Genomic DNA, 22,398 nt, shown 5'->3' with positions numbered 1-22,398 from the left:
CGGTGCGGTGCGGCAGAAAATCAGAAATCGGCGGCGAGCGTGACCGCGACGCCGCTGCCGGGCACCGCATCGCCCGCAATCCGCTGTCGCCAGTCGATCGCGATCCGGCTCCCCTTCGCGAGGCGGGGCAGGCGCAGCGTCAGCCTGGGTCCGACATCGAGCCGCGCCGCGCCCGGCTGCACCGCGCCCGCCGCGAGCGCGCCGACGCTGAACGGCAGCGACGGGTTCGATCCGATGCGGTGATCGACCACGACCGCACCATCGGCAAAACCGTCGAGACGCTGTGCGCCGACCACGCCCGCCTGTGCATAGGCCTCAAGCCGAAAGCCGGCGGGAAGCGCGACATCGCCGACCCCGCCGAAGGCCATCGCCGCGAGCGCGGTGCGCCCCTCGCTGCCGGCGGCGACGCGCTGCTCGACGGCAATGTCGACGGGCAGCGCGGGCACTGGCGCAAAAGCGATACCGGCGGCAAATTCGCGTTGCCGCGGCCGGTCGAGCGCGACAGTCGCCCGGCCATAGGCACGTGCGCGGCCGTCGCGACCCAGGCCATAGGCGATGCGCAGCCCGGCCTGACTGCCGCCGATCTGGCCCGCCGCGGCGACGGCTTCGGGCGCCGCGCCCGCGCCGCTCCGTACGAAGGCCCAGGCCGACGCGCTCCAGCCCGACAGGTCGCGGCGCATCCAAAAGGGTCCGCCGCTTGCCGGCCCGGCGGTCGGCGGGAGGTCATGCGGCCCCCGCCACGACGGGGCGGGTCCGGGCGCCGCCGCCGATGAAGCCCTGCCGGGGGACGAGGCCGGAAGCCCGCTCGTCGGAGCCGGGCCCGGCGCATGGCGGCCAGGACCGTCCACGCGCCGCCCGGCGGCCGCCGATGGCGCCAGCATCCCGATGGCGAGCGTCCGGCGGCGCGGCCGGACACTCGCCTGCGCGGGCCCGGCGATCGCCTGTGTCGCCCATGCGCGCGCGGGCATGAGGGGCGGCTCGGGCGCCGCCGGGTTCCAGTTCGCCGCGAGACGAAATGCGGTCCAGCCCGCGAGACAAAGCAGCAAAAAGCGTAGCGCCGGCGCGTCGCGATGCGCGCGCGTCCCCTGTCGCCGCACCATCACCGGCGGCGTATGGCGGCAAGCATGGGACGCACCGGCGCTGCGGTCGCGCCATGATCGGTCTTGTCCCACACGACCTCGCCCGATCGCAGCATCCGGCTGTAGAGCAGAACGGCGCGGCGGGCGGCAAGGATGGCGATGATGTTGGTGACGAACGCACGCGGCAGCGCCATCGGCGCGGCGCGGACGCCATACCGGCGCGCGGTGAAATGCCCCCGCATCCCGAGCCGCCAGAGGAGCAGCGCCGCGTCGAACGCGATCAGCAGCCGCATGGCTCCGCTCTCGGTCCGCGGCGCCCAGCCGAGCCATGTTTCGCCGGCGAGGGCGACGGCCGCGAGGACCGCTCCGCCATAAGCGGCGAGCAGGACGAGCGCCGCCAGCGGCGCGCGGCGGTCGCGCCACAGCATCCATCGCGCGGCCCAGCTTCGCACCGGCTTGCCGCCCGCGATCGGATCGAGCCAACCGAGATGATCCCAGCCCTCGAGCGCAATGCCCGCGATCCAGCGCGCCTTTTGCCGCACGGCGCAATCGAGCCGCGCGGGAAATTCGCCGCGCGAGACGATCGGATCGCCGTCGGGGTCGGTCGCCGTGACAAAGGCGGAGCGCAGCCCATAGGCGCCGATCAGCATCCCGACCTCATAATCTTCGGTCAGGCTGTCGGCGCGGAACGGCTGGCCGCCGCGTTCGATCGCCAGCAGCGTGAGCGCCTGCCGCGTCAGCGCACAGCCGACGCCCGCCGACGGCAAGGGCACACCGAGCGCCGAGCGCACGACGAGTTCCTTGCCGTGCGCCTCGGCGAATTCGTCGCCATAATGGGCGCCGATCCAGCGGTCGCCGCGCTCGATGATCGGAACCACCGGGATTTGCACCATCGCATGATGCGCAAGTTCGAGCCGGAACAGCGCAAGCTCGCCCCGATGCACATGATCTTCGGCATCGTGCAGCAGGATCGCGGCATAGCGCAGACCCTCGGCGCGCTCGTCCTCGCCGAGCGCGGTCCACAGCCGGTTGAGATTGTCGCCCTTCGTCGTCGGCCCATCCGCGTCGCCGACGACCAGCCGCAGCCGCGGGTCGCGCGCGACGAGTGGCGAGACGGCGATCAGGGTCGCAGCATCGTTCGGATAGCAGCCGACATAGAGGCGGAAATCCTCACCCTCCCAGGCGGCGAGCGTCCGGCGGATCATCGCCGGAAGCACAGCCGCCTCGTCCCACGCGGGGACGAAGACGGCGAAGCGGCCGGCGATCGGCGTCCTTTCGCTGCCGCCGCGCGGCGCCGCGCGGCGCCGGCCGCGCATCGCCAGCCACAACGCATCGAGCATCAGGTCGTCGAGCCCGATCAGCAGCACGCCGACCGCAGCAAACAGCATCAGTTCGTGCCCGACGCGCTGGACCAGCCAGGCGAGCCATTCGGTTGCGAGTTCCACCTGTTCGCCCCGATCCCCCTCGCGGCGTTGCCGCCGCCCCCTGTCATCAAGGCGTAAGGATTGAATCGGGTTTGTAAAGGTGACGAACCCCCGTCGGGACGCTAAGAGGGCGACCAATTAGAACCAGAATGACAGGATTTTAGGCTCGATGGCTCTCAGTTCGCCCCGTTCAGCCCTGCGCGACTTCCTCGAAAGCGAAAGCGCCGGCGGAATGCTGCTCATCGCCGCGGCGGCGCTGGCGATGTTCGTCGCGAACAGCGCGCTCGGCGATCTCTATCACGACGCGATTCATGCGGTAACCGGCCCGGTGCTCACCGACAAGCTCGGGCCGATGACCGTACATCTGTGGATCAACGACGGACTGATGGCGATCTTCTTCCTGCTCGTCGGGCTCGAGATCAAGCGCGAGTTCGTCGACGGCCGCCTCGCGAGCTGGGACCGGCGGCGATTGCCGATGATCGCCGCGGCAGCGGGGATGGCGATGCCTGCGATCCTCTATATGGCGACCGCAGGCAGCACGCCGGGGCTCGCGCAGGGCTGGGCGATTCCGGCGGCGACCGACATCGCCTTCGCGATCGGCGTCCTAGCGCTGCTCGGCAAGCGCGCACCGACCTCGCTGAAGCTGTTTCTCGTCACCGTCGCGATCGTTGACGATATGGGCGCGGTCGTCATCATCGCGCTCTTCTACACCGCCAAGATCAACCTGATCGCGCTCGGCGGCGCGGCGGCGGTACTCGGCATCATGTATCTGTTCAACCGGTCGGGGGTCAAAAGCCTGATCGTCTATCTGCTGCTCTTCATTATCCTCTGGTATGCGATGCTGCTCTCGGGCGTCCATGCGACGATCGCCGGGGTGCTCGCGGCGATGGCGATCCCGCTCGAAAAGACCCCCGGCCACCCCGACAGCGCGACCTCGCCGCTCCATCGCCTCGAACATGCGCTGCACCCCTGGGTCGCCTTCGCGATCGTGCCGCTGTTCGGCTTCGCCAATGCCGGGGTCGACATCGGCGGGCTGACGCTCGCACAGATTTTCGCCCCCTTGCCGCTCGGCATCGCCTTGGGCCTGTTCCTCGGCAAGCAGATCGGCATCTTCGGCAGCGTCTGGCTCAGCGTGAAGCTCGGCATCGCGGGCAAGCTGCGCGGCGCGACCTGGCTGCAAATCTATGGCGTCGCGGTGCTCTGCGGCATCGGCTTCACGATGAGCCTGTTCATCGGCGGGCTCGCCTTTCCGGGCCGGCCGCTGCTCGTCGAGGAAGCCAAGATCGGCATTTTGATGGGATCGCTGCTCGCGGCGCTCACCGGCTATGCCGTGCTGCGCCTCGCGCCGCTGCACCCGCGCCATCACGAAGTCGAAACCGAGTCCGATGGCGAGATCGACGGCGACGGCGACGTGCGCGACACGTCCGACGCGCGGGGAACCGCGACCGCCTGATGCGCCGCGCGATCGCCTGTCTGCTGCTGGCGTCGGTGGCGGCGCCGACACTGTCGGGCTGCTATGCGCTCGATCCCGAGATGCGCCGCCACGTCGCCGAGCGCAAGGCGAAGGAAGGCGCGTCGCACGCAGCGGCACCGGAATCGCCGCCACCGGCTCCCACGCCGCCGGCCGTCGTCCCCGACGCCTGGCCGCTCACCGCTCCAAAGGTCGATCCCGCAGCGGCGGCGCAGGCGCAGGACAGGCTCAAGGAAGCCGCCGCCGCCTACCTCATCCTGACGCTCGAGGCGGGCGCGCATGAAGAGGGCTATATCGACGCCTATTACGGCCCGCCCAAGCTGATCGCCGACGCGCTGACCGCGCCGCGCGACGTGCCGGCCCTGCAGGCCGAGGCGCGGCGGCTGATCGACCTGCTCGATGCTGCGGCACCGAACCTCGCCGACCCGATCGAGCGCCGCCGCGCCGCCTTCCTGCGTGCGCAGCTCGTCGCCGCCGAGACGCGGCTGATGATGATGCAGGGCAAGCGCTTTCCCTTCGCCGAAGAGGCCGAGCGGCTGTTCGGCGTGCGTCCCGAGCTCAAACCGCTCGCGAGCTACGACGCCGAGCTGGCGAAGATCGCGGCGCTGGTGCCGGGCGACGGCCCGCTTGCGGGCCGCGTCGAGGCGTATCTCGACCGCTTCACCATTCCCAAGGACCGGCTCGAAAAAGTCTTCGACGCCGCGATCGCGCGCTGCCGCGGGCGCACCGCGGCGCATGTGACGATGCCCGAGGGCGAAAATTTCGTGATGAAGTTCGTCACCGGCAAGAGCTGGAGCGGCTACAACCATTATGTCGGCGCCTATACGAGCATCATCGAGATCAACACCGACCTGCCGATCCGCCTGTCGCGCGCGCTCGACCTCGGCTGCCACGAGGGCTATCCGGGCCATCATCTGTTCAACATGAAGATCGAGGAGCAGCTGGTAAAGGCGCGCGGCTGGCTCGAATTCAGCGTCTATCCGCTCTACAGCCCACAAAGCCTGCTCGCCGAGGGCAGCGCCAATTACGGCATCGACCTTGCCTTCCCCGACAAGACGCGCCCCGACACCGAGCGCGACGTGCTGATGCCGCTCGCCGAGATCGCGACGCCGACCGACGATCGCTACTGGCAACTCCTCGATGCGATGAAGGCGTTGCAGGGCGCGCGGCTGACGATCGCGCAGCAATATCTCGACGGGCAGATCGACCGGCAGGCCGCAGTCGCGCTGACGCAGAAATATCAGCTCGTCTCGCACGAGCGCGCCGAAAAATCGGTCGCCTTCACCGAACAATATCGCAGCTACGTGATCAACTATGCTATCGGCGAGGCGATGGTGAAGGACTATCTCGAACGCGGCGGTGCCGACCGCGACGAAATCTGGCGGCGCTTTTCGCTGATGCTCAGCGAGCCGACGCTGCCGGCGGACCTGCTCGCGCCATGAGCAGCGCCGCCGCCATATTGTGGCTCGGCCAGTGGGGCTCGCCCCGCCGCCCGCCCGCGGGGGTCGCCCCGCGCGGCTGACGATCCGGCGCGTGCCCGCGCGCCCTTTCGATCGCCCGTGCCACATTTTTGAAGGGGAATTCCCCATGCTCGACAGGACCGAAACCCACCGCCGTATCGAGACGCCCGACATGAAGGATTATGGCGTCTATCTTGCCGTCGACCGCCTGCTCGGCTGCCAGAAGCCGCTCGCCGGCCTCTGCACCCCCGACGAGCTGCAGTTCCAGATCGTCCATCAGGTCGAGGAACTGTGGATGAAGCTCATCGCCTTCACCCTCGCCGAAATCGACGGCCATATGGCGGCGCGCGAGACGATGCGCGTGCTGACCTTGTTCGACCGCGTCCACCGGCTGATGCGGCTGATGACTGACCAGCTGTCGCTGCTCGAAACGATGAGCCCGTTCGATTACCAGTCGATCCGGCTCCAGCTCGGCAACGGCTCGGGGCAGGAAAGCCCAGGCTTCCAGCTCCTGCTCACCCTGCCGCAGCCGCTGTGGGCGCGCTACAAGGCCGTCTATCTTGAGCCCGAGGGGCGCAGCGTCGCCGACGTTTACGACAGCGGCTACCGGCATGACGAGGCCTATATGGTCGCCGAGGCGCTGGTCGAGTATGACGAGCTGTTCCAGCTGTTCCGCGCCCACCATATCCAGCTGATCCACCGCTCGATCGGCATGGGGTCGAAATCCTTGAAGGGTCGCCCCGTCGAGCTTTTGAACGCCGGCGCGCGCCATCGCTTCTTCCCCGAGCTGTGGGACATTCGCGCCGAGATGACCGACCGCTGGGGCGCCGAATATGGCGTCAAGCGCGACAGCATCAGCGGCCATGGCGCCCCCGGCCACGGCAGCGGGCTGTGAGCGGCGCGTTGCTGCCCGGAAGCGTCGCAGGGCGCTTCCACCTGCCGCCCGGCGTCACCTATCTCAAGAGCCACAGCGTCGGCTGTCAGCCGCGCGCCGCCGAAGCGTTGCTGCGCGACAAGCTGCTGATGCCCTGGGCCGAGACCGGCGAGGCGTGGCCACATTGGCTGGAGGCGATCGACGAGTGGCGCGCCGCACTTGCCGGCCTGCTCGGCGTCGAGCCGCGCGACCTCTGCCCCGCTACCAATGTCAGCGCGGGCCTCTCGCGCTATCTCTCGGCGCTCGGCGCGGCGACGCCGCGGCGCACGATCCTGCTTGCGCCGAGCGCCTTTCCGACGATCGGCTATGTCGTCGGCGGGCTTGCGGCGGAAGGCTGGAGTGCGCGTTACCTCCCCGCCGACGCCGACGTTCGCGATCCCGCGAGCTGGGCCGCCGCGCTCGATGACGAGGTCGCGCTGGTGATCGCGATGCACGTCAGCTCGAACAGCGGCGCGCTCGCCGACCTAGCAGGCATCGCCGCCGCCGCGCACGCCGCGGGCGCGCGCTGCATCGCCGACAGCGCGCAGGCGGTCGGCGTCGTGCCGGTGACGCCCGCCCTATGGGGCGTCGATGCGCTGCTCGGCACCAGCGTCAAATGGCTATGCGGCGGCCCCGGCGCGGCGTGGCTGTGGGTCGCGCCGCACGACCGCACCGCGCTCGACCCCGCCGAGCGCGGCTGGTGGAGCCACGAAAATCCGTTCGAGATGAACATAGCCGACTTCCGCTATGCCCCCGACGCGCGGCGCTGGTGGGGCGGCACGCCCGACGTCGCGCCCTTCATCCTGTCGGCGGCGGGAATCGCCGAGATCGCCGCGCTCGGCGTCGAGCACATCCGCGCGCATAATCTGGCGCTCCAGACGATGCTCCGCGACACGCTCGAGGCGCAGACCCCGCACTGGCGCTGGCCGGACGGCGCCATCGGCGGAACGCTGTGCATCGACACCGGCGCCGACCAGCCGCGCGTCGCCGCGGCGCTCGACGCGCAGGCGATCAAGGCCGATTTTCGGGGGTCGGTGATGCGGCTGTCGTTCCACGCCTACAGCGGCGTCGCGGACGTCGAGCGGACGGTGGCGGCCTTGAAATAATGTGTCCCCGCGAAGGCGGGGACCCATCTCCGGCCGGCTCAATATGGCGCCGTCGGGAGATGGACTCCCGCCTTCGCGGGAGCACATGAAATTCAGTTAGCGACGCTCGTTATCACTCCGCCGCCATCGCCATTTCGACGCGCTGCGGCCCGCGGATGACGCCGCCGGGATAGACGCCCTGCCCTTCGCCGTCCTTGAAGGTCACCTGCCCCGACTTCACCGTCGCGACATAGCCGTCGGCCTTTTGCAACAGGCGCTTGCCGCCCGCGGGAAGGTCGAAGGCCAGCCACGGCTTGCCGAGTTTCAGCCTCTCCATGTCGATGACATTGAGGTCGGCGAGATAACCCGGCGCGACGAGCCCGCGATCCTCGAGCCCATAGAGCACTGCCGTATCGCGGCACTGGCGCTTGATCGCGCGCGCGAGCGGGATGCGCCCGCCTCTTTTGCGATCGCGCACCCAATGCTGGAGCATGAAGGTCGGCGAGGCGGCGTCGCAGATCGTCCCGCAATGCGCGCCGCCGTCGGACAGGCTGTTCACCGTGTCGTCGGCATCCTGCAGCGCTTCGAGGAAGTCGAGGTTGCCGTCGGCATAGTTGAGGATCGGCAGATAGGCGAAACCGGTCGCATCGTCGCGGCAGAGCAAGTCATAGGCATAGTCGGCGGGATCGACCCCCGCCGCCGCCGCGCGCGCGGCGATGCTCGCTTCGGGTCCGGGCTCATAATCGAAATCCTCGTCCATTTCGAACTGCATCGCCCAGCCGCCCGCGACGACCATCAGCAGTCCCAATATGTCCTTGGGCGCCTCGCTGAAATCATTCTCCTCGGAGAGGAGCTGCGCCTTGAACGCGGGATCGAGCAGCTTCGCCTTCTGCTCGTCCCACGGCAGATTTTCGATGGCGCGCCACGACGGGCGGAACCGAAAGGGATGCACCGTGCCGCGCCACGCCATGATGATGCCGTTGCCGCGCAGCGCGATCTGCGCGACGATATTCGCGCCCTTCGCATTTTCGGCGCGCATCGTTTCGATCTGTTCGCCCAGCGGCAATTCCTTGGCGATCGACTGGAGCGCGGCAAAGGTCACCGGCAGCCCGGTTTCGCGGCTGAGCTTCCCCATCCAGTCGAACTCGTTCCACTCACGGTTGAGGTCGCTCGCCATTTCGAACACGCCATAGCCGACGCGCCCCATCGCGCGGCCGATCTCGATCAGCTCTTCGGCGGTCGCGGTGGTGCCGGGGACGACCTCGCCGTCGACCGACTTGTGGATCACGGTGCGGCTGGTCGAAAAGCCGAGCGCGCCCGCGCGCACGCCGTCCTCGACGATGCGCGACATTTCGGCGATGTCTTCGGCGGTCGGCACCGCGCCCGGCTGTTCGCGATCGCCGAGCACATAGGCGCGCACCGCGCCGTGCGGGACGTGGCAGGCGACGTCGACGGTGCGCGGCAGCTTGTCGAGCGCGTCCATATATTCGGGGAAGGTCTCCCAGTCCCAGCTCATCCCCTCGGCGAGGGCGGTGCCCGGAATATCCTCGACGCCTTCCATCAGGCCGATCAGCCAGTCGTGACGGTCGGGGCGCGCCGGGGCGAAGCCGACGCCGCAATTGCCCATGACGACGGTGGTGACGCCGTGCCAGCTCGACGGCGCCATTTCCCGATCCCACGTCGCCTGCCCGTCATAATGGGTGTGGACGTCGACGAAGCCGGGGGTGACGATCTTGCCCGCCGCGTCGATCTCTTCGCGCCCGGCGCCGATGTCCGATCCCACCGCGACGATGCGGTCGCCCTCGACCGCCACATCGGCCACGAAAGGCTCGCTGCCCGAGCCGTCGACGACGGTGCCGCCGCGAATCACCAGATCGTACATCTCTCTCTCCCGTATTTGGTTTCAACGCGAAACCTATCATCAAAATCGCGCGATGCAAATTGTCGCGCCAGTGTCGCGGCAAGGCGCTATGATGGCGCGGCAACAGGATGGGAGAGACCAGCATGATCCGTATGATGCTCACCGCCACAGCCGCGCTCGCGCTGCTGGGCTGCACCGCGACCGGCTCTGGCGAAGGCGAAGCCACCGCCGCCTCGGCCGCGCCCGCGCCGATGGCGACCAACTATGCCGCGATCCTCGCCGATCCCAAACGCCCCGATGCCGACCGCGCGCGCGACGCCGCGCGCATGCCCGCCAGGCTGATCGACTTCGCTGAGGTCGCGCCCGGCGAAAGCGTCGGCGATTTCGTGATGGGCGGCGGCTATGTCACGCGCATCCTCGCGGGCGTCGTCGGGCCAGCGGGGCATGTCTATGCCTTTCAGCCGCAGGAATTCATCGCGTTCAAGGCGCAATATGGCACCGACCAGCAAGCGGTCGCCGCGGCCTATGACAATGTCGACGCCGTCGCAGGGCCCTTCGCCGCGCCCGCCTTCCCCGTGCCGCTCGACACGATCATCACGGTGCAGAATTTCCACGACCTCTATTTGAAGCCCTTCCCCGCCGATACGGGCGCGAAAGCTAGCGCGGCGCTGTTCGCGGCGCTGAAGCCCGGCGGCACGCTCGTCGTCGTCGATCACAGCGCGGCGGACGGCAGCGGCACGACGCTTTCGGACAGCCTGCACCGCATCGACAAAGCCGCGGTGGTCGATGCGCTGACGAAGGCGGGCTTCGTGCTCGACGCCGAAAACGACCTCTACGCCAACCCCGACGACCCGCGCACCGCGAACGTCTTCGACGCGGCGATTCGCGGCAAGACCGACCAGTTTGCGCTGCGGTTCAAAAAGCCGGGGTGACGATCTTCGGACAGGAGTGGCCGCAATTCTCCCCTCCCGCTTGCGGGAGGGGTTGGGGGTGGGCAGCGACGGTGCGGTGGCCCACCCCGCTGCGGCTAACGAGCAAGCTCGCAAGCCTCGCTGCCCCTCCCGCAAGCGAGAGGGGATGTCCGTTCCCCGTTCAAGCGGCGACCGGCCACCCCACGCCGATCTTTCGGGTCAAACCTTCCCAAGCGTCTCGCGCCGCGGCCCCAGATAGCCGAACAGCCAGGCTGCCACTTTTCGCATCTGGATTTCCTCCGCGCCCTCGGTGATCCGGTAGCGGCGGTGGTGGCGATAGATATGCTCGAACGGCTTGTGGCGCGAATAGCCGATGCCGCCATGCACCTGCATCGCGCGGTCGGCGGCCTCGCAGACGAGACGGTTCGCCCAGTAATTGCACATGCTCACCTTGTCGGAGAGGGTGCGCTCGATCTCCTTGTGGGGCATATTGTCCATCTCCCACGCGGTCTTGCGGATCAGCAGGCGGAGCATTTCGGCCTGCGTCGCGAGCTCGACGAGCGGGAACTGGATCGCCTGATTTTTCGCGAGCGCCTCGCCGAACGGCTTGCGCTCCCGCGCGTATTTCACGCTCTCTTCGATGCAATAGACCGCGGCACCCAGCGACGAGGCCGCCTGGCGGATGCGGTTCTGGTGGACGAAGCTCTGCGCGATCGACAATCCGCCGCCCTCGGGCCCGAGCCGCGCGCTGTCGGGCACCCACACGTCGGTGAAGCTGACGCGCGGGTGATCGGTCGGCATGTTGAAGGTCCAAAGATACTCCTCGATTGCGAGCCCCGGCGACGGATTGGGGACGAGCAGGCAGGTGATCCCCTTGGCGTCGCCATCCTCGCCGCTAGTGCGGCAAAAGGTCGCACAGTGCGTCGCGACGTGCATCCCCGTCGTCCACATCTTCGCGCCGTTGATCCGCCAGCCCTCGACCCCGTCGCGGGTCTCCTTCACCGCGCGCGTCTCCATATGCGTCGCGTCGCTGCCATGTTCGGGCTCGGTGAGGCCGAACGCCGTCCGCCGCTTGCCCTCGAAGCCGCCGAGGATGAACTCCGCCTTCTGCTCGTCGCTCGTCGCGAACTGCTCGAACATCTCGACGAAAGGGAAATTGCCGACGATGCTATGCTCGTTCTGCAGGTCGTTGTGCAGGCCCAGCCCCTTGGCGGCGAAATGCTCGCGGATCACCGCCATCCACAGGTTCGACCCGTCCTTGCCGCCATATGTCTTCGGTGCCGAAAAGCGCCAGTGGCCCGCGGCGTCGGCTTTGCGCGTCGCCTGTTTCAAGAGCGCCTCCCACTCGGGACGCGGCAGGCCCTGATTGTCCCAGTCGGTGCGCGCATGTTCGCGGCGATGGTCGAAGAAGCGGATATTGTCGTCGGCCTCTTCCAGCGGCTTGATCTCCGCTTCGATGAAGGCATCGAGTTCGTCCAGATAGGCCTGCAAGTCGGCTGGAACCGCGAAATCCATGTCTCTCTCCCTTTGACCAAGCCCCTCCCTTCAGGGGAGAAGTGATTCGATTGCGTCAGATCGTCGCTATCCGCCCCAGTCCGCGCGCGCCGCCGCGAGCGCCGCATATTTCGGACTGTCGACCGCGCATTTGTCGAGCACCGCGCGGCGCAGCCTGGCCAGCAGTCCGGGCTCGGCAAGCGTCGTCTGGCCGCGCATCAACGCTTCGGCGAGTCTCTTGTCTTCGGCCCGCGCGCCGGCGTCGAGATCGCGCATGACGATGCCGAGCGCGTTCATCGCGACGACGACCTGAAACTTGCCATGGCCCTCGGCCCCCGGCTTGATCGCTTCGCCGAGCCAGTCGCGCACCGCCTGCACCATCTCGCGGTTCGTCGGCTCGCCCACCGGCACCTCGGGCGCGACAGGCGATGGCGGCAAAGGCCGGGCGCGCTCGGCCTCGGGCGCCTCGCTTTCGAGGAGGCGGACGAGATCGAGTTCCTGCTCGGCGGTGCGCCGCCCGACGACGACGCGCTCGACCGTGGTGTCGGCGCCGCTCCGCCACGCCTGCCCCATCTGCAGGCAGCCGAGCGCCCACCACAGGGTGCGATAAATAAGCCAGAAGCGGAAGCGTTCGCGGTCGACCGGACGCCCGCCCGCCGCCTCATAGGCCGCGAAATACGCCTCGAGGCTGCCGACCCCGAACGCGGGCCTGTCGAGCTGGCCGAAGCGCCATACCGTCATGCAACCGAACGCCAGATCCTCGTGCGCGTCGCCCAGATGCGCGAGTTCCCAGTCGAGCACCGCGGCGAGGCCGCCCGCATCGACCATCACATTGCCCATCCGGTAATCGCCGTGGACGAGCACCGGCTCGGTGGGCTCGGGCAGATGATCCTCGCACCATTTGACCGCGAGCGCGATCGCCGGCCGGTCGCCGCCATAGGAGAGGAAGCGCGCCTTGAGCTCGGCGAGCGCTTCGGCGGTGTCCATCGCGGGGATGCCTTCGGGAATGACCTCGCGCGGCAGCGCGTGGATGCGCGCCAGCTCGCGCCCCAGATCGGCGACGAGCGATGGCGGCGGCGCCGCCAGGATCTTCGCCGGGCTCACCTCGGCTATGATGCGGCGCATCACATAGCCCGTCCCCATGCCGTCGCCCTCCGCGAGCACGCCGACGACTTCGGGCGCCTTCACCCCGCCCGCATGCGCCGCCTTCACCAGCGCCGCCTCGACCGCATGGCCATAGGGACGGCCCGCCATATAGTCGGCCGACGGCGCACGGCGCAGGACATAGGCTTCTTCCGCCCAGTCGAACGCCCAGCTTTCCATATTCGCCCCGCCCGACAGGCGCTCGAGGCCGGACAACTCCCCGGGCCCGGCGACGCGCGACATGAAGGCGGACAGGGATGCTGCAAGGTCGGTCATTACTTAATGATGCTAAGTATTTTGGCCGGCTGCAAGACCCAAAGCGCGTTTGCCGTCATGAGGACGAGGGGCATGGCGTATCTTTCGCGGCGCCCGCCGGCGTCATTCAGACGTGAAAGTTCACGGCATTGAGCCAATAGGACGGGATCGGTCGTCCGTCGCTATCGAGCGCCGGTTCGAAACGTGCCCGTCGTTTGAGGGCATCGCAAACCGCTTCGTCGAACGCTTTGTCGCCGATCGAATTCTGGATATGGCACGCGCTGACGCTGCCATTCTCATCGACATTCAGCCGGAACATGACGATCGCGCGCTGCCCCATCCAGGCCTTGCCCGGCGGATAGTCGCCGGGCAGCACCCAGCGCCCCGGATTGCCTTTCGGGATCACCGGCCGCGACAGGGTCGCATGTTTGGCAACGTCGATTCCCCAATGATCGAGCAGTTCGTCGGTGCATTGGCGCATCGCCGCGAGCGCTTTGTCGAGCGGTCCGGTTTCGAGAAGAAGGGGCTGATGCGCGGGTTTCCTCACTTCGAGAAATGTCGCCGCCGCCTCTTCCGCCGGCGTGATTCGCTTCGCTTTCGCAATCGCGATCCTGGCCGCCTTCTCGGCCGCGGCCTCGTCGTCGCCCGCGTCCGGACCGGCTGCGTCCTCGAATTCAGGTTCGTCGGGCTGCGGTATGATGCGCATCGCGCCGCGAAGGACGATCGCCGGCGTCTTGTCGGATGCATTTGCCGAATAATAGGATCGTTCCTGCATCGGCCCGACCGGCCCGAAGCGAAGTTCGGCAATGCCGTCTGACCGACGGGTCCGCACGGGTTTGCCGATCAATTGCAGACGAAAGGGATCGCCCGGCTCATAGCGGTCGATCAATATCGTGACCTTCTGGTCGCCTTCGCCGAAGCTGCGCCCGATCCGGCAGCTATCCTTGGCGTAGTCGAGATGCCATTTCGAACTTGGGGCAAGCCGCAGCGGCTCGCGATCCTTGGCCGGCGCCGCGCCGGACGACAGCAATCCCAGCGCCATAGCGAGCAGTGCAAGACAACGCGCCCTTCCTCCCATTCGTAAATCCTGCCCCGCGCACCCGACGAAGGCAAGCCCTACAACGCCCCATAGGACGCATAATCCTCGACATGCGCATTGGGGCGGCGGAAGTTGGTGAAGCTCATGCTCGCCGACAGGTCGAGCGCCTCGACCTGGTGCCACCAGCCCACGGGGAGGAAAATGGCCTCGCCGGGGCCGATCACCGTTTCGAGCACCGGCGGCGTGCCGGCATCGCCCGGTCCGGCGGGGAGCGGTTCGTTCGCCCAGTCGGAGAAACAGTGGCGGCTGTTCCTCATTCGCGCAAAAGCCCACGGCGGCGCCATGCGCACGCGCTTTCGCCCCAGTACCTGCACGAGCAGATTATTGGTGAGGTCGTGGTGCCACGGCGTCAGCGTTCCTCTCGGCCCGAGCCAGAAGAAGCCGTCGCGATTCCCGCGCGTTTCGAGCAGTTCGACGGGCGCGAGATCGTCCCACAGCGGCCCGAGCGCCTGCGCGTTGGTGCCGCTGTTATAGGCGGTCAGGTAGATGTCGTTGCTCGCCGCATCCCCCCGCAGCCAGTCGATCAGTTCGGCGAAGCGCACGAGGCGGCGGTGCGCGTCCTTGGCGAGTTCATAGTCGCCGTCGCGCTCGCGCTCGACCTGCGCTTCCACCGTTGCCGCTCCGCAGGTCGCTTCGAAATGGTCGAGCGACCAGCGCGTCAGCGCCGGCCAATGATCGACGATGCCGGTGAGCTTCGCCGGGCGGTTGGCCTCATAATAATGGCGGTAGAATGGCGCGGGGTCGGGCCTGTCGAGCGTGTCGAGCGCGAAGCCGCCGTCGGCCTCGCGCGCGAGCCGGTCGAGGTTCGCGAGCAGCCAGCCCTGCTTCGCCATGCGCGCACCCTGGCGGCGCAGCGCCGCGGCCATCGGGTCCCTGACGATCCGGTCGACCTCATATTTCGCCGACGCCGCCGACACGCCCGCGCCGACGAGGCGCGCGCGAAGCGCCGCGTCATCCTCGCCCGCGGCAAGCCCCTCGGCGAGCAAGGCGCGCTTGTCGGGCTGGGGCATGTCGGACTCCTCGGACGGCCAAAGCCCCGCTCAAGCGCTCCGCGGTGACAGAAACATGACAGCCGCCGCCGTCAATCGCCCGCCGGCCCCTTATAGTCCGCGCCATAGACCGCCGCGCGGATGTCGTGGTGGAGCGTCCCGTCGAACGGCATCGTCTGGGCGAAGAAGACCGCGGTGAGCTTGTTCGCGGGGTCGACCCAGAACAGCGTCGAGGCGGCACCGTCCCAGAAAAATTCGCCGACTGCACCGCGATTCTCTTCCGCCGTCTGCGGCTGGGCATAGCGAACCGCGAAATCGAGGCCGAAGCCGACCGCGCCCTTGCCGGGCAGCCACAGCCGTTCGGTCACCGCGGGGTCGAGCTGGTCGGTCGCCATCAGCCGCACCGTCGAGGGCCTCAGGATCCGCACCCCGTCGAGTTCGCCTTCGCCCAGCAGCATCCGCGCGAAACGCTGATAATCGTCGAGCGTCGAGGCGAGCCCGAAACCGCCCGGGGTCAGCGCATTGTCCTGAAAGTTGAGCTTGCGCGTCTCGGCGGCGTCCTGCTGAACGAGCTTGCCGTCCTTCATCGCGTACATGGCCGACAGCCGGGCGAATTTCGCCTCGGGCTCGCGCCACGCGGTGTCGGTCATCTTGAGCGGCACGAAGATGTGGGTGCGGACATAATCGGCAAAGGGTTCGCCCGCGAGCTTTTCGACGAGCGCCGCCTGCACGGTGACCGCCGCGCTATAGCTCCACTCGGTCCCCGGCTGGAACAGCAGCGGCACGCTGGCGATGCGGCGGCTTGCTTCCGCAAGGCTGTTGGTCAGCGCGAGCGGGTCGGCGGCGACGAAGGCGTCGTGCGCCGGCGTCGGCCCCGCGCCATAGGCGAAGCCCGCGGTGTGGCGCATGATGTCGCGCACGGTGATCGGGCGGTCGGCGGGCACATAGCGCGGCGCGCCCGTATCGTCCTTGCCCGCATAGACGCGCATCTGCGCATATTCGGGAAGATATTTGGCGAGCGGATCGTCGAGGCGGACCTTGCCCGCTTCCCACAATTGCATCAGCGCGACGCCGGTCACCGGCTTGGTCATCGAAAAGATTTGCGCGATCGTGTCGCGGCGCATCGGCTTGCCCGCGGCGCGGTCGGCCATGCCCGCCGTGCCGAAATAGACCTCGCGCCCGTCCTTCCAGACGAGCGCCGAGACGCCGGCGGCACGCCCGCTTTCGACCATCGCCGCGAGCGCGGCGTCGATGCGGGCCTTGTCTATGGCTAGCGTGGGGGCAGCGGCTGTGGTCCGGGCCGGAGCGGCGGCCGGGGCCGCGACAAGCGGCATTGCGGCAACAGCCAGAGCGAAAAAGGATCGGCGCATTTTGCTCTCCCGTCTTTTATCGTGACGGGACGGTTCTGCGGGAAGCCCGCCGGCCGATCAAACGAAATGGCGGCCCCGCAGGACCGCCATTCGTATTCAAATGCTGCGCCCGATCAGATCTTGCTGGTCAGCTCGGGCACCGCGGTGAAGAGGTCGGCGACGAGGCCGAGGTCGGCGACCTGGAAGATCGGCGCATCCTCATCCTTGTTGATCGCGACGATCGTCTTCGAATCCTTCATGCCCGCGAGATGCTGGATCGCGCCCGAGATGCCGATCGCGAAATAGACCTCCGGCGCGACGATCTTGCCGGTCTGGCCGACCTGATAGTCATTGGGGACATAGCCCGCATCGACCGCGGCGCGGCTGGCACCCAATGCAGCGCCGAGCTTGTCGGCGAGCGGGACGATGACCTCTTCATATTTTTCGCTCGAGCCGAGCGCGCGGCCGCCCGAGACGATGACCTTGGCCGAGGTGAGCTCGGGGCGTTCCGACTTGGCGATCTCGGCGCCGACGAAGCTCGAAATGCCGGCGTCGCTGCCGCCATCCACGGCTTCGATCGCACCCGAGCCGCCGCTGGCAGCGGCCTTCTCGAACGCCGTGCCGCGCACGGTGAGGACGAGCTTGGCGTCCGAGCTCTCGACGGTCGCGATCGCGTTGCCGGCGTAGATCGGGCGGGTGAAGCTCTTGTCGCCCTCGACCGACAGGATGTCCGAAATCTGCATCACGTCGAGCAGCGCGGCGACGCGCGGCGCGATATTCTTGCCCGTGGTGGTCGCGGGGGCGACGAACGCATCGTGGCTCGCCATCAGTCCGGCGATCATCGGCGCGACATTTTCAGGCAGATTGTGCGCGAAGGCGGCGTTGTCGGCGACATGGACCTTGCCCACGCCCGCGATTTCCGCCGCCGCCTTTGCGACGCCATCGACACCTTCGCCGGCGACGAGCAGATGCACTTCGCCGAGCTTCGAAGCCGCGGTCACCGCAGCGAGCGTGGCGTCTTTGACGGCGCTGCCGTCATGTTCGACCCAAACAAGCGTTTTCATGAATGCACTCCCATGGCTTTCAGCTTGGCGACCAGTTCGTCGACGTCGGCGACCTTGATGCCCGCCTGGCGGACGGGGGGTTCCGAAACCTTGAGCAGCTTGACGCGCGGGCTCGTGTCGACGCCGTAGTCGGCGGGCGTCTTGGTATCGAGCGGCTTCGACTTCGCCTTCATGATGTTGGGGAGGCTCGCATAGCGCGGCTCGTTGAGGCGAAGGTCGGTGGTGACGATCGCGGGAAGCTTGAGCTTCACCGTCTCGAGCCCGCCGTCGACCTCGCGCGTCACGCTGACGCTATCGCCCTCGACATTGACCGCGCTCGCGAAGGTGCCCTGCGCCCAGCCGGTCAGCGCGGCGAGCATCTGGCCGGTCTGGTTGTTGTCGTCGTCGATCGCCTGCTTGCCGAGGATGACGAGGCCGGGGGTTTCGGCATCGGCGATCGCCTTCAATATCTTCGCGATGGCGAGCGGCTCGACGGCATCGTCGGTCTGCACCAGGATCGCGCGGTCGGCGCCCATCGCGAGCGCGGTGCGCAGCGTTTCCTGCGCCTTCGTCGGGCCGATCGACACCGCGACGATTTCGGTCGCGACGCCCTTTTCCTTGAGGCGGATCGCCTCTTCGACCGCGATTTCGTCGAACGGGTTCATCGACATCTTGACGTTCGCCAGGTCGACGCCCGTGCCGTCGGATTTCACCCGCGGCTTGACGTTGTAATCGAGCACCCGCTTCACGGGGACGAGGATTTTCATGGCTCTTCAGCTCCTCTCGAAAAATTGTGCATCGCGCCATAATTGGCGTTTACGTAAACGTCAACCAGTCGAACCCGTTTATCCCTTCTCCCTCGATGGGAGAAGGACAGGGAGCCCCGGATCAAGTCCGGGGCGAACCTGGATGAGGGTGGGCGGAGCGGAGTTCCGCACGAGCCCGTGGCTCGCATACCCTCACCCAGCTTCGACTAGCCAGCAAGCTGGCAAGTCTGCGCAACCCTCTCCCCCCAGGGGAGAGGGAAATCTGTCATCAAGCCGCCTTCGCGACCTCGGCGACGATCTTCTTCGCCGCATCGCCCAGATCATTGGCCGGGACGATCGCGAGGCCGCTGCTGGCGAGGATTTCCTTGCCCTTCTCGACGTTCGTGCCCTCCAGGCGGACGACGAGCGGCACCGACAGATTCACTTCCTTCGCCGCGGCGACGATGCCCTCGGCGATGATGTCGCACTTCATGATGCCGCCGAAAATGTTGACGAGAATGCCCTGCACGGCGGGGTCCTTGAGGATGATCTTGAACGCCGCCGTGACCTTTTCCTTGCTGGCGCCGCCGCCGACGTCGAGGAAGTTCGCCGGGAAGGCCCCGTTCAGCTTGATGATGTCCATCGTCGCCATCGCAAGGCCGGCGCCGTTGACCATGCAGCCGATGTTGCCGTCGAGCTTGATGTAGGCGAGGTCATATTCGCTCGCCTCGACCTCGGCGGGGTCTTCCTCGGTCAGGTCGCGCAGGTCCGCGAGATCCTTGTGGCGGAACATCGCGTTCGAATCGAAGCCGACCTTGGCGTCGAGGACGTAGAGCTTGTCGCCCTCGGCGGTCGGGCAGATGGCGAGCGGGTTGATCTCGATCTGCGACGCGTCGGTGGCGAGGAAGGTCCTGTAGAGGCCTTCGAGGATCTTCGCCGCCTGCTTGGCGAGGTCGCCGGAGAGGTCGAGCGCCTTGGCGACCGCGCGGCCATGGTGCGGCATCAGGCCGGTGGCGGGGTCGATCGTGATCGTGTGGATCTTTTCGGGGGTCGAGTGCGCGACCTCCTCGATGTCCATGCCGCCCTCGGTCGAGGCGACCACCGCGATGCGGCTCGTCGCGCGGTCGACGAGCAGCGCGAGGTAGAATTCCTTGCCGATGTCGACGCCGTCGGTGATGTAGAGGCGGTTGACCTGCTTGCCAGCCTCGCCGGTCTGAACGGTCACCAGCGTGTTGCCGAGCATTTCTTTCGCATGAGCTTCGACTTCATCGAGCGTCTTGGCGAGGCGGACGCCGCCCTTGGCGTCGGGGCCAAGTTCCTTGAACTTGCCCTTGCCGCGGCCGCCGGCGTGGATCTGTGCCTTGACGACATAGAGCGGCCCGGGAAGCTGCTTCGCGGCGGCAACCGCCTCTTCGACGCTCATCGCGGCAATGCCCTTGGGCACCGCGACGCCATATTTCGCGAGCAATTCTTTCGCCTGATATTCGTGGATGTTCATGAGGTCTGCCGGGCCTTTCGACTCTGGAGCGGGAGAGGATCGGCGCCGCCTAAGCACAAAGAAGCGCGGATTGCCACCCCTTCGGAAGTCGCGGGGCGTCGCGGGACGCGATAGAATTTCTATAGGTCAGCCGAGCGCGCAAATGGCGGCGGAACTCGTTGATACCGCCAATATCTCCGGGTCCTTGAGCGCGCGGACCTTATGAAGGAACTGATCGAGCGTCAGATCGGCGACGCGCCCGTTCTTGAGGCTGCCGAGCGAGGCGAGCCGGCGAAGTTGCGTCAGCGACAGCCGGTCGACCATGCGATCGGCCATGCATGCCGCCATCGGTTCGGAAAGCCCCGCTTCGGCGAGCTCGCTCCGCAGCCGCGTCTCGGGCGTCGCGCAGCCCGCGAGCGCGAGCGGCAGCAGCAGGAGCGGCCACGCCGCGCGCTTGCGTCGCACGCCTATCGCCCGTGATAGTCCGCGACGGCGCCCGACACCGCCTGCATCAGTGCCATCCGCGCCGGGACCGACGAGGTCGTCGTGCCGAGCAGCACGACGATCGCATAGCGGGTGCCGTCGGGCGCGGTCGCGATGCCGATGTCGTTATAGCCCGCGGTCATGCCCTTGTAATCCTGGCCGGTGCCGGTCTTGTGCATGAACTCCCAGCCCGCGGGTAGCCCCGCCTTGAGCCGCTTCGGGCCGCTGCGCGTGCGGCTCATCACCCCGAGCACATATTTGGTCGATTCGGGCGAGAGCAACTCCCCGCGCGCGAGACGCGTCAGCGCGCGCGCGATCGCCGACGGGCTCGCGCCGTCGGGCGGGTCGGCGAGATAGGAGTCCATCGCCTTTTGCCGCACCCAGTCCGGCAGCTCGGCGCGCGCCTTTTGAAAGGCATAGCCCGACGAATAGGCCTGCTGCCATTTGAGTCCCGCGGTGCCGCTTTGCAGCAGGCGCTCGCCGGGTCCGAAGCGGATCGCGCCCAGATCCTTGCGCGCGATGAAGCCGTTCACCGCCTTGGGGCCGCCGACGGTGCGCAGCAGGCTATCGTTCGCGGTATTGTCGCTGTGCGTGATCGCGGTTTCGATGAGGTCGCGGATCGTCATCGTCACCGACCCTTCGCTGCGCACCCGTGCCGCGAGCGGCTGGTGGAACAGGGTCAGGTCTTCGGGACCGATCCGCACCTTCTGGTCAAAGCTCAATTCGCCGCGGTCGATCGCGTCGAGCACGGTCAGCGTCACCCACAGCTTCGATACGCTCTGCTGCGGGAAAAGGTCGTCGCCGCGCTCCGCAAACGCCCAGTCGCCGTCGATGCGCTGGACCGCAATTCCGGTCTTGCCGGGAAAGCTCTGCCACAGGCTGTGGATGCGCGCCTCGAGGCCCGCCGGGGGACGCTGGAAGCCCGGATCGACCACGCCCGCAGGCGCCGGCGGCGGCGCGGTGCGCACCGGGGTTCCGACCGGCACCGCAGCCGCCCCGTTTGCAGCGCGCGGCGCGGGGGTCGCCGCCCGCGGCGCCGGGATCACGCTGCTTCCGACACATCCCGCCAGCACCACCGCGCTCGACACGACCGCGAGCAGGCGCCTGCCCGAAAATTCAACCTTCATTGCAACCCCGAATGCGAACCAAAACTCTCCCCGGCCCTGGCGGCCGGGGATCATCGTTCTGCAGCGCCGCCACTCCGGCCAGCCATTTGCGACGAACGATTCTTCGCGCACGATAAGCGGGGGAACCCCGGGCGCGTCAAGGGGCGGGCTTCGCGCGCACCATAGCGGGGTAGAGGCGCTTGAGCGCCGCGAGCTTCGGCGCGTCCCACCGGACGATATAGGCGTTCGAGGGGTGCCGCCGCATGAAATCCTGATGATAGGCTTCGGCCGGATAGAAGGCCTTATAAGGCTCGACGCGCGCGACGATCGGCTTCGCAAAATAACCGCCCTTGCCGATCTGCGCGAGATAGGCGGCCGCAACCTTGCGTTGCGCGGCGTCGAGCGGGACGATCGCGGCGCGATATTGGGGGCCGCTGTCGGGCCCCTGCCGGTTCTTGAGCGTCGGGTCTGCGACGACCGAGAACAGGATGCGCAGCAGGTCACCATAGCTGACGACGCGCGGGTCATAGGTGATGCGCACCGATTCGGCGTGGCCGGTGCTGCCGGTCGAGGTGCGGTCGTAGCTGGCGTTCGCCTTGCTGCCGCCATGATAGCCCGATTCGACCGCGATCACGCCCTTGACGTTCGAAAAGACGCCCTCGACGCCCCAGAAGCAGCCGCCGGCGAGGATCGCGGTCGCGCGGCTCGCCTTGACGGCGGGATCGAATGTGGCGGCGGGCAGCCTGACGACGCTCTCCGCCTGGGCGGGCGTGCAGCCCGCGAGGGCCACCGCTGCCACCAGCGCGGCGAGCCCGGCGCGCCCGATCACAGCGGCAGCGCGATGTCGTGCGTCTTGAGCACCACGAGCAGGGTGCCGATCGCGAAGCCGGCGAGCATGGTCGGAAGCCAATCGGAGCGAAGCAGGGCGAGCATGGCGGTCTCTTTCGGTCATGGTCTGATATTCGGGGACGATGCCGTCCCGGTTACACCCAACCGGTGGCGCGCCCCGG

General features: G+C 67.8%; 19 protein-coding genes. 5 read left to right on the top strand and 14 right to left on the bottom strand.

All coding sequences use genetic code 11. The features are described from left to right. Positions 1–20: 20 nt before the first annotated feature. Both KNJ79_RS03765 and KNJ79_RS03760 read right to left on the bottom strand, forming a co-directional pair. On the bottom strand, positions 21–1,103 hold the full coding sequence (locus tag KNJ79_RS03765; protein ID WP_317152851.1) for a hypothetical protein: 1,083 nt from the start codon (positions 1,101–1,103) through the stop codon (positions 21–23). Continuing rightward, positions 1,100–2,524, bottom strand: coding sequence for a glycosyl transferase family protein (locus KNJ79_RS03760; protein WP_317152850.1), 1,425 nt, complete (start codon positions 2,522–2,524; stop codon positions 1,100–1,102). The genes KNJ79_RS03765 and KNJ79_RS03760 overlap by 4 nt, the downstream gene beginning before the upstream one ends. Before the next feature lie 148 nt (positions 2,525–2,672). On the opposite strand from KNJ79_RS03760, the gene nhaA reads away from it, so the two are divergent. From nhaA to KNJ79_RS03740, 4 genes are all read left to right on the top strand, one after another. Further along, on the top strand, positions 2,673–3,956 hold the full coding sequence (gene nhaA / locus KNJ79_RS03755; RefSeq protein ID WP_317152849.1) for a Na+/H+ antiporter NhaA: 1,284 nt from the start codon (positions 2,673–2,675) through the stop codon (positions 3,954–3,956). Next, entirely contained in the window at positions 3,956–5,416 is a 1,461-nt protein-coding gene (locus KNJ79_RS03750; protein ID WP_317152848.1) for a hypothetical protein, read from the top strand. The genes nhaA and KNJ79_RS03750 overlap by 1 nt, the downstream gene beginning before the upstream one ends. A gap of 145 nt (positions 5,417–5,561) precedes the next feature. Then, positions 5,562–6,329 carry a tryptophan 2,3-dioxygenase family protein gene (locus KNJ79_RS03745; protein WP_317152847.1) on the top strand — a complete coding sequence of 256 codons (768 nt, stop codon included), beginning with the start codon at positions 5,562–5,564 and terminating at the stop codon, positions 6,327–6,329. Continuing rightward, positions 6,326–7,453: an aminotransferase class V-fold PLP-dependent enzyme gene (locus KNJ79_RS03740; protein WP_317152846.1), complete on the top strand. Its 1,128-nt coding sequence runs from the start codon at positions 6,326–6,328 to the stop codon at positions 7,451–7,453. Before KNJ79_RS03745 ends, KNJ79_RS03740 begins: the two co-directional genes overlap by 4 nt. A 112-nt stretch (positions 7,454–7,565) precedes the next feature. Here the strand turns inward: KNJ79_RS03740 and KNJ79_RS03735 are convergent, their stop codons facing one another. Further along, positions 7,566–9,314 carry an N-acyl-D-amino-acid deacylase family protein gene (locus tag KNJ79_RS03735; protein WP_317152845.1) on the bottom strand — a complete coding sequence of 583 codons (1,749 nt, stop codon included), beginning with the start codon at positions 9,312–9,314 and terminating at the stop codon, positions 7,566–7,568. A gap of 122 nt (positions 9,315–9,436) precedes the next feature. Here KNJ79_RS03735 and KNJ79_RS03730 point away from each other — a divergent pair, with 122 nt between their 5' ends. Next, entirely contained in the window at positions 9,437–10,225 is a 789-nt protein-coding gene (locus KNJ79_RS03730; RefSeq protein ID WP_317152844.1) for a methyltransferase, read from the top strand. 198 nt (positions 10,226–10,423) lie between these two features. Here the strand turns inward: KNJ79_RS03730 and KNJ79_RS03725 are convergent, their stop codons facing one another. The 11 genes from KNJ79_RS03725 to msrA all read right to left on the bottom strand — a co-directional run bounded on the left by KNJ79_RS03725 (position 10,424) and on the right by msrA (position 22,214). Beyond that, on the bottom strand, positions 10,424–11,719 hold the full coding sequence (locus KNJ79_RS03725; RefSeq protein WP_317152843.1) for an acyl-CoA dehydrogenase family protein: 1,296 nt from the start codon (positions 11,717–11,719) through the stop codon (positions 10,424–10,426). 66 nt (positions 11,720–11,785) lie between these two features. Beyond that, the gene (locus tag KNJ79_RS03720; protein ID WP_317152842.1) at positions 11,786–13,117 is read right to left on the bottom strand and encodes a phosphotransferase family protein; all 1,332 of its coding nucleotides are present in this window, start codon (positions 13,115–13,117) and stop codon (positions 11,786–11,788) included. Between the two features lie 106 nt (positions 13,118–13,223). After that, the gene (locus KNJ79_RS03715; RefSeq protein WP_317152841.1) at positions 13,224–14,138 is read right to left on the bottom strand and encodes an energy transducer TonB; all 915 of its coding nucleotides are present in this window, start codon (positions 14,136–14,138) and stop codon (positions 13,224–13,226) included. Between the two features lie 74 nt (positions 14,139–14,212). Further along, the gene (locus KNJ79_RS03710) at positions 14,213–15,205 is read right to left on the bottom strand and encodes a cupin-like domain-containing protein (protein ID WP_317152840.1); all 993 of its coding nucleotides are present in this window, start codon (positions 15,203–15,205) and stop codon (positions 14,213–14,215) included. 71 nt (positions 15,206–15,276) lie between these two features. After that, entirely contained in the window at positions 15,277–16,518 is a 1,242-nt protein-coding gene (locus KNJ79_RS03705; RefSeq protein WP_317152839.1) for a serine hydrolase domain-containing protein, read from the bottom strand. Between the two features lie 149 nt (positions 16,519–16,667). Continuing rightward, complete coding sequence (locus KNJ79_RS03700) at positions 16,668–17,597, bottom strand: electron transfer flavoprotein subunit alpha/FixB family protein (protein WP_317152838.1); 930 nt, start codon at positions 17,595–17,597, stop codon at positions 16,668–16,670. After that, a complete protein-coding gene (locus KNJ79_RS03695) occupies positions 17,594–18,343 on the bottom strand; it encodes an electron transfer flavoprotein subunit beta/FixA family protein (protein WP_317152837.1) in 750 nt (249 codons plus the stop codon). Before KNJ79_RS03695 ends, KNJ79_RS03700 begins: the two co-directional genes overlap by 4 nt. 268 nt (positions 18,344–18,611) lie before the next feature. Continuing rightward, positions 18,612–19,820, bottom strand: a complete 1,209-nt coding sequence (gene sucC / locus KNJ79_RS03690; protein ID WP_089215239.1) for an ADP-forming succinate--CoA ligase subunit beta — start codon at positions 19,818–19,820, stop codon at positions 18,612–18,614. A gap of 126 nt (positions 19,821–19,946) precedes the next feature. Beyond that, entirely contained in the window at positions 19,947–20,264 is a 318-nt protein-coding gene (locus KNJ79_RS03685; RefSeq protein ID WP_317152836.1) for a hypothetical protein, read from the bottom strand. A 2-nt stretch (positions 20,265–20,266) separates the two neighbouring features. Next, positions 20,267–21,409, bottom strand: a complete 1,143-nt coding sequence (locus tag KNJ79_RS03680; protein WP_089215317.1) for a serine hydrolase — start codon at positions 21,407–21,409, stop codon at positions 20,267–20,269. Positions 21,410–21,545: 136 nt separating this feature from the next. Beyond that, on the bottom strand, positions 21,546–22,214 hold the full coding sequence (gene msrA, locus KNJ79_RS03675; protein ID WP_317153854.1) for a peptide-methionine (S)-S-oxide reductase MsrA: 669 nt from the start codon (positions 22,212–22,214) through the stop codon (positions 21,546–21,548). Positions 22,215–22,398 lie beyond the last annotated feature (184 nt).

This window comes from Sphingopyxis indica, assembly GCF_032879645.1.
Classification (GTDB): Bacteria; Pseudomonadota; Alphaproteobacteria; order Sphingomonadales; family Sphingomonadaceae; genus Sphingopyxis; species Sphingopyxis indica.
Note: the sequence above shows the minus strand (reverse complement) of the source record. Positions and strands in the feature narration are given on the sequence as shown.

What these genes read in the sequence shown, in the direction of transcription:
- nhaA (WP_317152849.1), top strand. Translation starts at nt 2,673, where the DNA reads ATGGCTCTCAGTTCGCCCCGTTCAGCCCTGCGCGACTTCCTCGAAAGC.
- KNJ79_RS03750 (WP_317152848.1), top strand. Translation starts at nt 3,956, where the DNA reads ATGCGCCGCGCGATCGCCTGTCTGCTGCTGGCGTCGGTGGCGGCGCCG.
- KNJ79_RS03745 (WP_317152847.1), top strand. Translation starts at nt 5,562, where the DNA reads ATGCTCGACAGGACCGAAACCCACCGCCGTATCGAGACGCCCGACATG.
- KNJ79_RS03735 (WP_317152845.1), bottom strand. Translation starts at nt 9,314, where the DNA reads ATGTACGATCTGGTGATTCGCGGCGGCACCGTCGTCGACGGCTCGGGC.
- KNJ79_RS03730 (WP_317152844.1), top strand. Translation starts at nt 9,437, where the DNA reads ATGATCCGTATGATGCTCACCGCCACAGCCGCGCTCGCGCTGCTGGGC.
- KNJ79_RS03725 (WP_317152843.1), bottom strand. Translation starts at nt 11,719, where the DNA reads ATGGATTTCGCGGTTCCAGCCGACTTGCAGGCCTATCTGGACGAACTC.
- KNJ79_RS03720 (WP_317152842.1), bottom strand. Translation starts at nt 13,117, where the DNA reads ATGACCGACCTTGCAGCATCCCTGTCCGCCTTCATGTCGCGCGTCGCC.
- KNJ79_RS03715 (WP_317152841.1), bottom strand. Translation starts at nt 14,138, where the DNA reads ATGGCGCTGGGATTGCTGTCGTCCGGCGCGGCGCCGGCCAAGGATCGC.
- KNJ79_RS03710 (WP_317152840.1), bottom strand. Translation starts at nt 15,205, where the DNA reads ATGCCCCAGCCCGACAAGCGCGCCTTGCTCGCCGAGGGGCTTGCCGCG.
- KNJ79_RS03705 (WP_317152839.1), bottom strand. Translation starts at nt 16,518, where the DNA reads ATGCCGCTTGTCGCGGCCCCGGCCGCCGCTCCGGCCCGGACCACAGCC.
- KNJ79_RS03700 (WP_317152838.1), bottom strand. Translation starts at nt 17,597, where the DNA reads ATGAAAACGCTTGTTTGGGTCGAACATGACGGCAGCGCCGTCAAAGAC.
- KNJ79_RS03695 (WP_317152837.1), bottom strand. Translation starts at nt 18,343, where the DNA reads ATGAAAATCCTCGTCCCCGTGAAGCGGGTGCTCGATTACAACGTCAAG.
- sucC (WP_089215239.1), bottom strand. Translation starts at nt 19,820, where the DNA reads ATGAACATCCACGAATATCAGGCGAAAGAATTGCTCGCGAAATATGGC.
- KNJ79_RS03680 (WP_089215317.1), bottom strand. Translation starts at nt 21,409, where the DNA reads ATGAAGGTTGAATTTTCGGGCAGGCGCCTGCTCGCGGTCGTGTCGAGC.